This window comes from Parageobacillus thermoglucosidasius, assembly GCF_001295365.1.
Taxonomy (GTDB): Bacteria; Bacillota; Bacilli; order Bacillales; family Anoxybacillaceae; genus Parageobacillus; species Parageobacillus thermoglucosidasius.
The window spans coordinates 2,055,959-2,069,531 of sequence record NZ_CP012712.1 but is presented as its reverse complement, the minus strand read 5'-3'; the positions used below and the strand labels follow the sequence as shown (position 1 = coordinate 2,069,531).

Here is a 13,573-nt window from a genome sequence, read left to right as displayed (position 1 = left end):
AATCTCATTTTGCGATAAATAGCAGGGAGGGCGAAAAGATGGAGCTAAGACAACTTCAATATTTTTTAGAAGTCGCCAAACGGGAGCACGTTTCTGAGGCGGCGGAAGCGCTTCATGTCGCACAATCTGCGATTAGCAGGCAAATTGCTAATTTAGAAGCCGAACTTGGCGTGCAGCTGTTTGAACGGGAAGGGAGAAATGTTAAACTGACCCCTGTTGGCCGCCATTTTTTGCCGCATGTGGAAACCGCGCTAAAAGCCATCGATTATGCTAAACAGCAAATTGAAGAATATTTAGACCCGGAACGAGGAACGATCAAAATCGGCTTTCCGACGAGCCTCGCAAGCCATACGATGCCAATGGTCATTTCTGCTTTTAAAGAAAAACACCCGAACGTTTCATTCCATTTGCGGCAAGGATCTTACAAATATTTAATCGAAGCGGTGAAAAAACGTGAAATCGATTTGGCGTTTCTCGGACCTGTTCCCACTAGAGAAGTAGGGATTAAAGGGGAAATTTTATTTTCTGAATCGTTTGCCGCCCTTCTGCCAAGCAGCCACCCTCTCGCCAAACGAAGCAGTTTAGTATTAAATGAGTTGCGCAACGATCCGTTCGTTACATTTCCGGAAGGATACGTATTGCATCAAATGGTGCTCGATGCCTGCCACCAAGCCGGATTTTCCCCTGTCATCTCGTCAGAAGGAGAAGATTTGGACGCGATCAAAGGGCTTGTCTCAGCAGGAATCGGCGTCACGCTGCTTCCGGAAAGCGCCTTTTATGAAACAGTGTTGCGCTTTGCCGTCAAAGTGCCGATCGAAATGCCGCAAGTGAAAAGAAACGTCGGCATTATCATCTCCGATCACCACGAACTTGCCCCATCCGTTAAAGTGTTTTATCAATTCGTCAAAGACTTTTTCGCCCAGTTGGAGCGGTATCGGTAAAAAAGTCGGTACCCAAAACTATAATATTGGGTACCGACTCATTCATTGTTCGTTATTGTATTTCTGGATAGAACAGTACTTTTCCAAAAAATCCGTTTTTATTTGTTATTCTTTCAAAAATCTCTGGTCCCTGTGAAAGAGGAACACGGTGAGTTATTAATGGCCTTACATTAATTAGTCCCTTGCTCATGCATTCGATTGTTGTGCTCCACTCTCTTCCAGGGAATGGAGCTGAGATAGCATTCCAAGATCCTAGTACAGTTAATTCATTTCTTACAATTTTTTCAAAATAAAATCGCTCGATGTTTACATCCGAGTATGGGATACCTAAAAACAAAACTTCTCCTCCTTTTTTGGCTAACGCAAACACTTGAGCAGATGTAATAGGAGAACCAGCTGATTCAATAACTAAATCAACTCCATTTCCATCAGTTAATTCCATTAACTGTTCATAAGCTGTTTTTTCAACTGCATGAATAACAACATCCGCACCGACTTCTTTTGCAATATCTAATTTCTTATTATCAATATCGATGGCATAAACCTTACTAGCACCGAAAATTTTTGCCCACTGAACAGCTAATAATCCAATACTCCCGCAGCCCACTACTGCAACATCTGCACCGGGCTGTGTTCTAGTTCGGTAAAATCCATGTGCCACTACAGCTGAAGGTTCTATAAATGTCGCCGTATCAAAATCAATTGTTTCAGGTATAGAAAGTACATTTTCTCTAGGAAGCTTTACATATTCTGCAAATGCTCCAGGATATCTAGCTCCAATCACTGTTAATTTTTCGCATTGTGACAGTAATCCTTTTTTACAGCTTTCACACTTTCCACAATAAAGTGCAGGGCATGCTGCTACGCGGTCCCCGATTTTAACATGATGAACGCCAGAGCCGATTGCAGCTACTTCACCGCTAAACTCATGTCCCCATACCATTCCTTCAATATATGGACCTAGCTTAGCATATCTTGATAAATCAGAGCCACAAATGCCTGCCGCTTTTACTTTTATAATAACCTCATCATTTTTTTCAATAAACGGTTCTTCCGCTTCCTCGTATCGTAAATCCCTTTTTCCATATAACTTTAGTGCCCTCATTCATTTTTACTTCCTTCCTACTCTGCTCATCTTTCATCAGTTTCTGCAGCCTCAACGGAAAGATTTGGTTGGATAGACGGCTTTCTTTGTTTAAAATAAAATTTAGAGGCTAATGCTACACCGACAACAATGGTGTTAATTAACATCTGATGCTCCACATAAAAATCTCCAACCATTCTCCCATATGGTCCAAGCCCAAAATCAAGAATCTTTTCAATCATAATCCCGACCGCCTTTTATTTTTAATTGAATTTCTCTGGGCAGCCAGAAAACGTTTGACTCAATTTTGCATAGCTCTTTGAATTTTATATAAATATGGTTACACAAGGACACAGCTTTTTTATTTTTATTTGAATTCAATAAAACTAATCAATCGATAGGTGTTAACAATACTTTGATGGCTTCTCCATTTTTAATGACCCTGTACGCTTCATCCCATTGATCAATAGTAAATTGATGCGTAACAAGCGCTTTGGCATTTACTTTCTTTTCACTCATCAAAGCTAATGACGGCTCCCAATCAGCAGGTTTTTGGCTTCTAGATCCAATCAGTTTAATTTCTTTTTGAATAATCTTTTCTGCGTTAATAGGAATCTCAGGTTTTGCAAAAATACCTACCTGTATCAACTGCCCTTTCTTTTTCAATAAGTCTAGCCCCATGTTCACCGCCGAAACAGCTCCTGCGCATTCAAAGACAACATCAGCACCATATCCATCTGTTAAACTTTTTACAATATGGTTGATGTCTTCTTCTTGAATATTAACAGCATAATCCACCCCCAATTCTTTAGCTTTTTCTAGCCGAAGTTGATCAGTAGACAAACCAGCAACAATAACAGTCGCTCCATAAGTTTTTACTACTTGAGCAACAAGTAAACCAATTGGGCCAGGTCCTAGAACGACAACAACATCTCCTTCGCTAATGGTTGCTTTAGTCACCGCATGATGTGCGCAAGCAAGTGGCTCAGTCATAGCAGCAGATACATAATCTACTTGTTCGGGAAGCTTGTGAACACTTTCTTTTCTAGCAATTACATACTTAGCAAAACTGCCATTTTGCTGCGTTCCTAGCCCTTTTCTACTGCTACACAAATTGTAATCGCCTGTTTGACAATAAACGCATTCCCCACAAATATAGAAAGTTGTTTCTGACGTTACTCTGTCCCCCGGTTTAAATTCTGTTACGTTTTCACCGACCTCAACGATTTTCCCTGAAAATTCATGTCCCAAAACAACAGGTGCCTTTACTTTATAATGACCTTCGTACGTGTGAATGTCAGTACCACATATCCCACTATATTTCACTAATATTTTGACCTGATCTTTTCCCACTTCTGGTTCTACAACATCTACAATTTCTAGGTTGCCAAAACCCAATTCTTTTTTGACCAACGCTTTCATTTTTTGTCCTCCTTATGCTTTATGATAAGGAAACAGAAGGAGTCTAAAAATCTATTATTAGTTTATTAGGGCGAAGAATTTATAAATTATATAGTTAATTAAATTACCGCCTTGGTCGATACTAGATATTTTGCTTGCACCTTCAGGCATATGGAATTTAGCATCAATAGCCATTTGTGTATGAAGTGCTGCAAGATCTGTCGCCATGTAAAGTGATAAAGCAATCATAACAGTACCGACAATCACGGAATGAACAATATTCCCACGCGAAGCACCAACGATAAATGCGACAATAAAAGGAATCGTTGCTAAGTCACCGAAAGGAAGAACATTATTGCCCGGCAAGATTACAGCTAATGCCACTGTTATCGGAACAAGAATTAACGCGGTTGAAATGACTGCCGGATGACCAATCGCGACAGCGGCATCTAGCCCAATGTAAATATTTTGTGCACCAAATTTCTTTTGAAGTAATTCACGTGCTGATTTTGAAATAGGCATGAGACCTTCCATTAAGATTTTCACCATTCTAGGCATAAGAACCATAACTGCTGCCATTGACATGCCAATTTTAATCGTATCGCCAACAGAATAACCGGCAAGTAAACCTAAAGCTAAACCAAGAATGAGCCCCATGAAAATCGGTTCTCCAAATATTCCGAATTTTCTTTGTATTGTTTCAGGATCTGCATTCAATTTTTTAACACCAGGAATTTTTTGCATTAATTTCACCATCGGAATTCCCAATACTGCATAAGAGACTGTACTCCCAGTAGCAACAGAAATACCAGGCAACCCAAAGTAATTTTCCAACATTGGTGCTGTCCAATCAGCAATTTTTAAACATACAATTTGGAATAAAAGTGCAGCGATGAGCGCTTGGATTACGCTGTCTGTTAAAGCATATACAATAGCTCCCATAAACGTATAATGCCAAAAGTTCCAAATATCCACGTTCATTGTTTTCGTTGTTTTGGTGATCAGCATTAAAACATTTACTAACAATCCAAGCGGTATAATAAATGCTGCGATTGGAGAAGCCCATGAAATAGAAGCTGCTGCTGGCCAGCCGACATCGATAACATTCAACTTAATTCCAAATCTTTCAACCATTCCTTGGGCAGCTGGACCTAAATTGCTCACGAGTAAATCGACTACTAAGAAAATCCCAACAAATGCCACTCCTATCGTTAGACCCGCTCTAAAAGCTTTTCCAGGTTTTTGGCCAAATAGCAAACCAAGCAGGAAAATAACAACTGGCAAGATAACCGTTGCGCCCAAATCTAAAAACGCCTTCAACGCATCAACAAATTCCCTCATCATTTAATCCTCCATTTTAATACATTCCTGCAGAAATCATGGATCCAAAGTTGTTATGTGAAATTTCTGTTAGTTAATTTTTCAAATATTCCAAAATTTCTTTTTTTACTTCTTCTAATCCTATTCCCGTTAAAAACGCTCGCGCATTGATTACAGGGAACGGGTATTCATTTTGAACAATAGTTGTAGTAACTAACAGATCAGCTGTATCGACATACGAACCTACTTCAGTAATCTTAATTTGAACAATGTCACATTCAATATTGTTTTCCGTGCAAAGATCTTCTATCGCTCTATTCACAATTGTCGATGTTGCAATTCCTGCTCCGCATGCTACCAATACTTGTTTTTTCTTCATGTTGATCTCTCCTTCTATAGTATTTGCAAATGATTAACTAAGCGATTTTTTATATTTGTCCTGTTTTCTTCTGACATTAGAAACTGCAATTCCTCTTCATTTTGAAATATTCCCATTAGTTTTTGAAGAAGAACGAGATGAGAATCTTTCTTATTTATTGCAAGCATAAATACTATTTGAACAGGAGTTTCTGCACTTCTTTCTCCCATAACCCCAAATTTCACCGGCTCCTTTAATATCGCCACACTTATCGCATTTTTATTTACATGTTCTGCATCTGTATGAGGAATAGCGACGGAAACGCCATTGGTAGGAAGACCAGTAGCAGAGTTTTTTTCTCTCTCAATCACAGCTTCAATAAAGCTTTCTTTTACTAATCCTTTTTCAAACAGATTTATGGCCATGATCTTTAATAATTCTTCTTGATTATCCACATTTACATCTTTCAAAATTAATGACTCATCAAAATATATTTCACACACTTATTTATCACCCCAATATTTCTAAACGTACGTTATGGATCGGCTGCATATTTTTTGATGATTTCGTGTATCTCATAAACAGATTTTGCATTTATCATTTGTTGGCGGTCGTGATCGTTTCTCGCTAGTTTCATTAGCTGCATTAGCGCCCGAAGATGGCGGTCTTTATCCAATGCTGCGATAACAATCACCAGCTGAATGGAATAGTCAGTTGCAAACGTTACACCCTTCCTTAACCGAAGTAAACTCATAGAAAGTTCATTAACCCCTTCATCTGGTGCGGCATGAGGAATAGCTGTCTTCGGGCCAATGACAATATATGGATCAGAATGACAGCGCTGAATCATAGCTTCTATATAATGCTGTGTAATACTGTTCCTTTTTAGCAAAGGTCGTGAGGCAATCTTAATTGCTTCCTCCCAAGTACTAACAGAATGTCGCAAAGTAATCGTTGAAGGCGTTATTAATTCATATAAATCCGGGTTTTTCGTACTAAATCCATAATTTAACTCTGGCGAACGGTCTTGACTAATATATTCTAGTAACTGTTTTGATAAATTTTTTCTATCCTTAATCACACAATGTTTTTCGATAATTTCCAATATCCCATCTACATTTAATTCATTTGGCACATATCCGTATAATTCGTGCATGACTTGTTTGCGTAGTCTTTTTTTCTCTTCGTATCCGAGAAAGGAGTTAACTAGAAAAAATTTTTTTGGTGTTTCTAAAAACACCGGTGCAAATACAATATCGTAGTCCATTGGATATTCTTGGAATTCCCTGATTGATAATGAGTCTAGAAATATAAATTCCGGAAACAATTCCCTTAATGTGCTGAACATCAATCGAGAAATGGAGACACCTTTAGGGCAGACGACAACTGCTTTCATTCTTTTGCTTATATTTTCTCCTTGTCGTGTAAGCCATCCCCCAATTAACATCGTTAAATAAACAATTTCACTTTCTGGAATGTCACATCCAATTAAATCAACTAACGTTTGAATAGACTTTTTCACTAAATGATGAAGCTCTTTAAAATTATGGTTAACAATTTTAACAATTTCGTACATCTCATTCACTTCTGTTAAGTTATACTTTATTCGGTAATATGCTGGCTTCATATGAAGAAGTAACTTTTGAAGCAACTGATCCCTATCTTTCAAAAAAATGCATGTATTTTTTTCAAATAGTATCAGCATCTCATCCAATGCTTGTATTAAATCAGGAATGGTCTCCTCTGTTAATCCTTCTGACCAATGCACATTGGTTGTGAGTAAATGAAGTGTGATAAAGAGACGTTCCTCTTCTGGAACATCTTTGAAATTACGGAGAATTTCTTCTGTTGCCAAGTATTCTTTGGTGTCTGAAATTCCTTCATAATTTATACAAGGCGAATCCATTTTCATTCCTTGACTAATTCTTCTTAAGATAAGGAGTAAAATATAAGGCATTACCTCGATTTTCTCATCCGTAAATTTTAAGTTTAACGATTTTTCCACCTTTTCAATTCTATTTCTAAATTCTGCTATTTCTTCATTAGATAACTGGGCAATTTGTCTTACTCTTTCGATGCCACGATCCATTTTTGAAATCTTGTATATTGTGGATATCAATAATTTTCGAATGTTGAACTCTTTCCCTTCTATTAGATAGCCGTATTTTCGCGAGTAACGAAGCTCAAGATTAAAGCCGTCAGCAAGCTTCTTTGCTTGTTTTAAGTCATCGATCACCGTATTTTTGCTTACTTTTAATTCACTAGTAAAATGAACTAATGAAAGTTCTTCCGTTTTGCTTAATAACATAAGCAAAATTATATTTACTCGTTGCATTTTGGATAATTCGTTCAAATTCTCATAACCAAATTCTTCATCCAGATTAAGTTCTAGATGAAGTTTCGACTTTAAGGTTTTATCGACCAGAAAATAGCCGCTGTTCGTCCTTTCAATTTCATTCATATTTTTGCTTCTTAGCCATATATTTATTTTCTCAAAACTATACCCAATCTGCCTGCGGCTTAACTGGTATTTCTTTTCCAATTCTTTGCTGCTAATATTCGGATTCTTAATCACCTCTCTCAATAGATGGATGCTTCTTCCATCCAGTATCATTATATCCTCCTTTCTCTACGCTTATTGTAGCGCTAGTAAACAAATCCATGGATGCGCTTTCATTCCTTTTTTTGAATTTTTGTAATACAAAATTGTGATTTGCTTTAAAAAATAAATATCGCTAAATCCTGCGGCTATACCATAATTCCTTCTAACTAAAAAGAAGAAACACGTCGTCCAATATCGCAATTCGATAACCAAATCAGTGACCGACAAGATGTTCAACTATTGTTAAAGACACTAGAAATGGACGTAAAAGAGCGACAACCGAAACAAGCGCTACTCTATAGCGATCAAGGGGCGGTGTATACGTCTTATGCTTTCCAGCATTTAGCCAAAGAAAAAGGTATTAACACAAGCATGCCCCGCAAAGGGAAATGCCGTGATAGAATTGTTCCATTCTTTGTTAAAGACTTACATTGATTCCTAAAAAAAACAAAATCTTATTAAATTTATTGTTGTAAAACAAATTGCTCAGAATTACTTACATCCATTGATTACTAAATTCGAATTCAGACAAAATGAAACGACCTATCTCCTGTTTAATTCAGGAAACAGGCAGTATATCGGTTTTTTAGGTGGATCAGTTCAATTGCGATTCCGGGAATTTTCTATCAATGTTTCCATCACGTTTTCGCTTCCCATTACTACCATAGTTCACTTATTCCCTCTCTGAACGCACCACCTTCGCCATCTGCTGCACCTGTTCACAAGCGCGGACGGCTTCATCAAGCGATTTGCCCAATCCAGCTTCCACGGCGGCGGTATCCGCTCTTTCTGCCAATGGAGCGCCGGCGATGGCGATATGATCTGTTTTTTTCCAGCATCTCAAACACCAATTCCGCATTCAGCTAAGCGCTTCCACAAGCGCAAAGAAAATGACAGCTCCTTTTTCTGAATGCGTAAGTGCTTGATAAACATGGCGCCAACAAACGCTTTCTAGTTGCCTGCTAAGCATATGATGGTCAACACTTATAAATTTATATAAAAAGCTATTGACGTTCCTGTTTTGCTCCATTAAGTTAAAAAATGACAGATTAAATATATGTAGGATGGGGATGTTGTGAAATTATTTATCATTCGCTCGCTTATGTTTTCCGTTTTATGGACAGGGTACTTATATGAACATATCCAACATGCAAATCAGCCTGCTCTTCTATGGCTTATTAGCTCCCTTGCCATTTTAAGTTATTTTTTACTTTCTATTGTGAAAGAGCCGTTTGTTTTATATATCATCATCTATTTTTTTATTATGGCAGCTGAATTCCGGTACCCGCTTCCCGAAAATATGTATAGCCTTTTGTTATTTTTTTATATTTATTTAGAGGCAATTTTTCAACTGCCAAGCAAAAAATTCCGCCTATTGACCATTATGACGTTTCTATGTTCAGCAGTGATCGTTATTGGCTTAAAAAGCGAGAAAATGGAATGGCTCATCGCTTTCCTTCTTTTTTCGGCCATCTCTGTTTTGTTAAACGAATACGTGCTGGAAAGAAAAGAACAGCGGGACATTTATGAACAGCTATTAGGGGAATACCGACGTTTAAAACGTTCACATTATGAGGCAGAACGGTCTGCAAGACTGGAAGAGAGGACAAGAATTGCCCGTGAAATCCACGATTCCGTTGGACATAAATTAACAGCCCTTCTTATGCAACTTGAAATATTGTCCATCAAAGAATCGAAACAAGAATACGAACAATTAAAACGTTTAGTGCGCGACAGTTTAGAGGAAACGAGGCAAGCCGTAAAAGCGTTAAAAACAGAAGAAAATGAAGGGATCGCCTCTGTGCTTCAATTGATTCGAAAATTAGAATCGGAAAGCCATATTATGGTTCACTTTACGACGAAACAAGGGGTGCTGTCTACCAAGATTTCCAATCAGCTTAATGTTGTGTTATACCGCGTCATTCAAGAAGCATTGACAAATGCAATGAGGCACGCCCATTCAAGAGAAGTTTTTGTTGTATTAGGAAAATCAGCTGTGGGCGATATTTATTTTTCTATCCAAAACCGCATTTTTGAACCGAAACCTTTTCAAATGGGATTTGGTTTAACGAGCATGAAAGAACGCGTGGAGGAAGCCGGAGGAACTTTGCGCGTTTTCCAAACGAATGATGAATTTATTGTTCAAGGAACGATTCCAGTAAAGGGGGATCATCGTGTTTAACATTTTGCTTGTTGAAGATCAGGCGCTTGTCAGACAAGGGTTAAAAATGATGATTGAACAAGATCCGCAACTAAAAGTCGTCGCAGAAGCAGAGAACGGATTAGAAGCATTGCACGAAATGGAACAACATATTATCGATCTCGTTATTATGGACATCCGCATGCCTGTGATGAACGGCTTGGAAGCAACAAGAAAAATAAAAGAGCGGTGGCCGGATGTCAAAATTTTAATTTTAACGACGTTCAATGATGATGAATATGCTGTGCAGGCATTGAAAGATGGGGCCAATGGCTTTTTATTGAAAACGGCTGAACAACAAAAACTGATTCAAGCGATATATAGCTGTATGAAAGGTGGAATGACCATCCATGAAGACGTCGCGGCAAAAATGGTGCCAAAACTATTGCAAAAATCGAAACAAGTCCGCGTTGACATCCCTTTATCCCCCCGAGAACTCATGATTGCAAAATTAGTAGGAGAAGGAAAAACGAACAAAGAAATTGCGGCAGAGCTTCATTTATCCATCGGAACGGTAAAAAACCATATAACGCAAATCCTCCAAAAACTTCAGCTGCGCGATCGCACCCAGCTTGCTATTTATGCCATTAAACATGATATAACCCCGTAAATATCGACCGAAACATACGGTCATTTTTTTATTAGTTCATGAACCCAAGAGCCGAATAAAAAATGACTAAAGTCATGTTTTTTATTGGAAGTCATGACTTGCGATAGTACGATTTTCCCAAGTAATAGCATAACATGAAAATCAAAAAAGAAGGAGGTATAAGCATTTTGTTAAGCAATGAAATCATGTAAATATCTCTTGTTATTGGACGTGGAGAGGTGGTTGTTCTCCATCTTTTCCATCGCCTCCTGTCTGATGATAAAAAATCCTCTCCCCCTTCCTCATGTTAAAAGGAAAGGAAGAAGATATAGCGAATATATGTTCTTAAGGATTCAAACATAGGGGGAAGACAAGGGGATGAAAATCGGTTCTCATGATGCATCACAACTTTGTTCATTAGATGAGTTGATGCGCGTCTTTGGTTCCGCGAAGCGATACGCGTTCAACCGTTTGCTGGAGGAAAGGAACGCAAAAGACATCATCCAGCACCTTCCGCGCCCATTTCGGCTTAACAAACGGTTTGCCAAAGATGCGGTCTTGCTTGCTCAATCGCTGATTTCTTCCCAACGTGAGCTGCTTCCAATAAGGCTGAAGGTGTGCAAGCGAAAATCGAAAAAACCGAAAAGAAAATCGATGAGTATCAACATGGACGAAAAACACCGAAAAAAGTCGATCTTCCAACATGTTTAGCCGGATTACAGCGACAATTAGAAAAACTGAAATCCAAAGAAAATGAGCTAAAGCACCATCTCGACCAAGGGACAATTCCACGTGTGATTTTTGGTGGAAAACAAAACTTTTATAAGCGCTTGAAAGGAAACATCACGAACGAAGAATGGAAAGAATTACGCTCGAATCAGTTAAAAGCAAAAAAGGAAATTTGAATATTCACCTCACCTATGACGACAAGACATACCAATGTTATGTAGAAATCGCCAATCCACTTGGACAACAAGAAGGAAAACACGCTCCCCGCTTGCGATTCCCTGTGTCTGTTCCTGAAAAATATGAAGAGGAAATCATCGATCTCGTCACGGGAGACCCAGTCGGAGTGAATGCAAAAGGCAAGCCGATCATCGAATATCAACCATATACCGTCGAAATCAAACGCAAAAACGGGGAATATTATGTCCATCTCATTTATGAGGAAGAAGTATATGGCTGAGAACTTGCCTATGACGAACCGATTCAAGCGGAACGAATCGCTGGGATTGACATCAACATTGACCGCATCGCTGTAAGCGTCGTTTCGAAACAAGGAAACTTCATTAAATCGAAAGTGTTTTATTGTCATGAACTGGAATACGTAAGAGCGAATAAACGAAACAACATTGTTGGAGAAACCGTACGAGATGTGTATGACTGGCTGCTTCAAGAAAATGTGGGCGCAGTGGTCATCGAAAACATTCAACTAAGACAGCGGCACGATACGGACAAACGATTCAATCGTTTCACCCACAATTTCAAAAAGAAAAAACTGACTGACACCATCATTCGTCGGGGGATGCGGCTTGGGTTTCGCATCAAAAAAGTGAATCCGGCGTATACCAGCGTCATCGGACGTTTCAAATACATGAAAACATACGGTTTATCCGTCCATGAAAGTGCCGCGTTGGTGATTGGCAGACGGGGATTAGGGTATCAGGAACGATTGCCAAAAGAACTCATAGATGCCATCAAAACGAAAGTGAAACGCCATTTGATTGCCGTGTTAGGGTCGATGGAAGAATCCTACAAGCAATCGAAAAGCGGCAAGAAACAACGCCAATATATCGCGATAATGTTACGCAAAATCGAGAATTTCAAACAAGAGCATGAATGGTCATTATGGAACATATTGCACAAATGTTGTTGGCTGAACCAGTACCAAATTCAACTGAAGGGGGTGTAGACCTGGTTGCTAAAATCGTTGTCGTGTACTGACCGATGGAAGGAATGGTGCACGACAGATGCCATCGCTAACAGCGAGCCGCGGGGTGTCTTTCACAGTAGGTGAGACATTAGGATTCCCTTCCTGATGGAACTCAGGTGTTTCCTAGGCGGCAAGCAGTTTGGCTGGTTCCATCGCGATGAGTCGATTTTTATAAATTTTAGTAACCAGGAGAAAGTAATGATATTAGAAGCAGTCGAATTAACGAAACAGTTTAAACAAATGAAAGCGGTGAACGGCGTTAATTTATTTTTAGAAAAAGGAGAAATTGTAGGATTATTAGGTCCAAACGGAGCTGGTAAATCCACAACGATTTCCATGATTTCCACTTTAATTCCGCCAACAAGCGGAGATGTCCGCTTTAACAACGAGAGCGTCCTTAAAAACCCAACGAAATTAAGAAAGGTATTGGGAGTGGTCCCGCAGGAAATCGCTTTATACACCGATTTGTCCGCAAAAGAAAATTTATATTTTTTTGGAAGAATGTATCGCTTATCCGGATCGGGCTTGCGAAAGAAAGTCGATGAAATATTGGAACTAATCGGTTTAACTGAACGGCAAAACGATTTAGTGAAACATTTTTCTGGCGGAATGAAAAGAAGATTGAATATAGGAGTCGCGCTGTTGCATGAACCGGAATTTATTATTATGGACGAACCGACCGTCGGCATTGACCCTCAGTCAAGAAATTATATTTTGGAAACGGTCAAACGATTAAATCAAGAGAAACAAATGACCGTTTTATATACGAGCCATTACATGGAAGAAGTCGAATTTTTATGTGACCGTATTTACATTATGGATAAAGGCAGCATTATCGCATCGGGAACGAAAGAAGAAATCAAAAATATTTTATCATCGGAAAACACCGTGCAAATAAAAGTAGAAAGAGTTCACGAGCCATTTATTGACGCATTGCACGCAGAGCCAATCATTAACCGCGTAACCGTCCAAGACCGATTGATTACCATTTTAACTCCTAAAGAAGTAAATGTCTTCAATATGTTATTTAAGTTGGCAGAAAAGACGAACACCGTTTTAACTTCGGTGGAAATCCAAACCCCGACATTGGAAGATGTGTTTTTGCATCTGACCGGACGGGCATTGCGGGATTAAAGGAGGGAAAG

Annotated in this window: 17 protein-coding genes; 8 read left to right on the top strand and 9 right to left on the bottom strand. The window is 38.9% G+C overall.

What is annotated here, in order from left to right; genetic code table 11:
- Positions 1 to 38: 38 nt before the first annotated feature.
- Positions 39 to 941, top strand: a complete 903-nt coding sequence (gene gltC / locus AOT13_RS10265) for a glutamate biosynthesis transcriptional regulator GltC (protein ID WP_042385045.1) — start codon at positions 39 to 41, stop codon at positions 939 to 941.
- Between the two features lie 52 nt (positions 942 to 993).
- Here gltC and AOT13_RS10260 read toward each other — a convergent pair whose 3' ends face one another.
- The 7 genes from AOT13_RS10260 to AOT13_RS10230 form a co-directional block, all read right to left on the bottom strand.
- Positions 994 to 2,046, bottom strand: a complete 1,053-nt coding sequence (locus tag AOT13_RS10260) for a galactitol-1-phosphate 5-dehydrogenase (protein ID WP_013401145.1) — start codon at positions 2,044 to 2,046, stop codon at positions 994 to 996.
- Between the two features lie 26 nt (positions 2,047 to 2,072).
- Positions 2,073 to 2,267, bottom strand: a complete 195-nt coding sequence (locus tag AOT13_RS10255; RefSeq protein WP_042385042.1) for a hypothetical protein — start codon at positions 2,265 to 2,267, stop codon at positions 2,073 to 2,075.
- A gap of 148 nt (positions 2,268 to 2,415) precedes the next feature.
- On the bottom strand, positions 2,416 to 3,447 hold the full coding sequence (locus AOT13_RS10250) for a zinc-binding dehydrogenase (RefSeq protein ID WP_042385040.1): 1,032 nt from the start codon (positions 3,445 to 3,447) through the stop codon (positions 2,416 to 2,418).
- Between the two features lie 57 nt (positions 3,448 to 3,504).
- Positions 3,505 to 4,767 carry a PTS galactitol transporter subunit IIC gene (locus AOT13_RS10245; protein WP_042385037.1) on the bottom strand — a complete coding sequence of 421 codons (1,263 nt, stop codon included), beginning with the start codon at positions 4,765 to 4,767 and terminating at the stop codon, positions 3,505 to 3,507.
- A 73-nt stretch (positions 4,768 to 4,840) separates the two neighbouring features.
- Complete coding sequence (locus AOT13_RS10240; protein WP_013401149.1) at positions 4,841 to 5,125, bottom strand: PTS sugar transporter subunit IIB; 285 nt, start codon at positions 5,123 to 5,125, stop codon at positions 4,841 to 4,843.
- Positions 5,126 to 5,139: 14 nt separating this feature from the next.
- The gene (locus AOT13_RS10235; RefSeq protein WP_013401150.1) at positions 5,140 to 5,607 is read right to left on the bottom strand and encodes a PTS sugar transporter subunit IIA; all 468 of its coding nucleotides are present in this window, start codon (positions 5,605 to 5,607) and stop codon (positions 5,140 to 5,142) included.
- Between the two features lie 32 nt (positions 5,608 to 5,639).
- The gene (locus tag AOT13_RS10230) at positions 5,640 to 7,718 is read right to left on the bottom strand and encodes a BglG family transcription antiterminator (RefSeq protein ID WP_042385033.1); all 2,079 of its coding nucleotides are present in this window, start codon (positions 7,716 to 7,718) and stop codon (positions 5,640 to 5,642) included.
- Positions 7,719 to 7,964: 246 nt separating this feature from the next.
- Between AOT13_RS10230 and AOT13_RS21425 the strand changes: the two genes are divergently transcribed.
- Entirely contained in the window at positions 7,965 to 8,141 is a 177-nt protein-coding gene (locus AOT13_RS21425; RefSeq protein ID WP_418304033.1) for a hypothetical protein, read from the top strand.
- Between the two features lie 238 nt (positions 8,142 to 8,379).
- On the opposite strand, the gene AOT13_RS10225 is transcribed toward AOT13_RS21425, so the two are convergent.
- Positions 8,380 to 8,550 carry a PTS sugar transporter subunit IIA gene (locus tag AOT13_RS10225; protein WP_232511512.1) on the bottom strand — a complete coding sequence of 57 codons (171 nt, stop codon included), beginning with the start codon at positions 8,548 to 8,550 and terminating at the stop codon, positions 8,380 to 8,382.
- Positions 8,551 to 8,781: 231 nt separating this feature from the next.
- Here AOT13_RS10225 and AOT13_RS10220 point away from each other — a divergent pair, with 231 nt between their 5' ends.
- Together AOT13_RS10220 and AOT13_RS10215 are read left to right on the top strand one after the other, a co-directional pair.
- On the top strand, positions 8,782 to 9,888 hold the full coding sequence (locus AOT13_RS10220) for a sensor histidine kinase (protein WP_042385030.1): 1,107 nt from the start codon (positions 8,782 to 8,784) through the stop codon (positions 9,886 to 9,888).
- The gene (locus tag AOT13_RS10215) at positions 9,881 to 10,516 is read left to right on the top strand and encodes a response regulator transcription factor (RefSeq protein WP_013401153.1); all 636 of its coding nucleotides are present in this window, start codon (positions 9,881 to 9,883) and stop codon (positions 10,514 to 10,516) included. Before AOT13_RS10220 ends, AOT13_RS10215 begins: the two co-directional genes overlap by 8 nt.
- Positions 10,517 to 10,912: 396 nt before the next feature.
- Here AOT13_RS10215 and AOT13_RS21045 read toward each other — a convergent pair whose 3' ends face one another.
- Positions 10,913 to 11,083, bottom strand: coding sequence for a hypothetical protein (locus AOT13_RS21045; protein WP_232511511.1), 171 nt, complete (start codon positions 11,081 to 11,083; stop codon positions 10,913 to 10,915).
- Positions 11,084 to 11,112: 29 nt separating this feature from the next.
- Here AOT13_RS21045 and AOT13_RS21040 point away from each other — a divergent pair, with 29 nt between their 5' ends.
- The 4 genes from AOT13_RS21040 to AOT13_RS10205 all read left to right on the top strand — a co-directional run bounded on the left by AOT13_RS21040 (position 11,113) and on the right by AOT13_RS10205 (position 13,562).
- Positions 11,113 to 11,400, top strand: coding sequence for a hypothetical protein (locus tag AOT13_RS21040; protein WP_232511510.1), 288 nt, complete (start codon positions 11,113 to 11,115; stop codon positions 11,398 to 11,400).
- Entirely contained in the window at positions 11,397 to 11,681 is a 285-nt protein-coding gene (locus AOT13_RS21035) for a hypothetical protein (RefSeq protein WP_232511509.1), read from the top strand. Before AOT13_RS21040 ends, AOT13_RS21035 begins: the two co-directional genes overlap by 4 nt.
- A gap of 189 nt (positions 11,682 to 11,870) precedes the next feature.
- The gene (locus tag AOT13_RS21030) at positions 11,871 to 12,407 is read left to right on the top strand and encodes an IS200/IS605 family accessory protein TnpB-related protein (protein WP_232511508.1); all 537 of its coding nucleotides are present in this window, start codon (positions 11,871 to 11,873) and stop codon (positions 12,405 to 12,407) included.
- Positions 12,408 to 12,626: 219 nt separating this feature from the next.
- Complete coding sequence (locus tag AOT13_RS10205) at positions 12,627 to 13,562, top strand: ABC transporter ATP-binding protein (protein WP_042385027.1); 936 nt, start codon at positions 12,627 to 12,629, stop codon at positions 13,560 to 13,562.
- Positions 13,563 to 13,573: the final 11 nt, after the last annotated feature.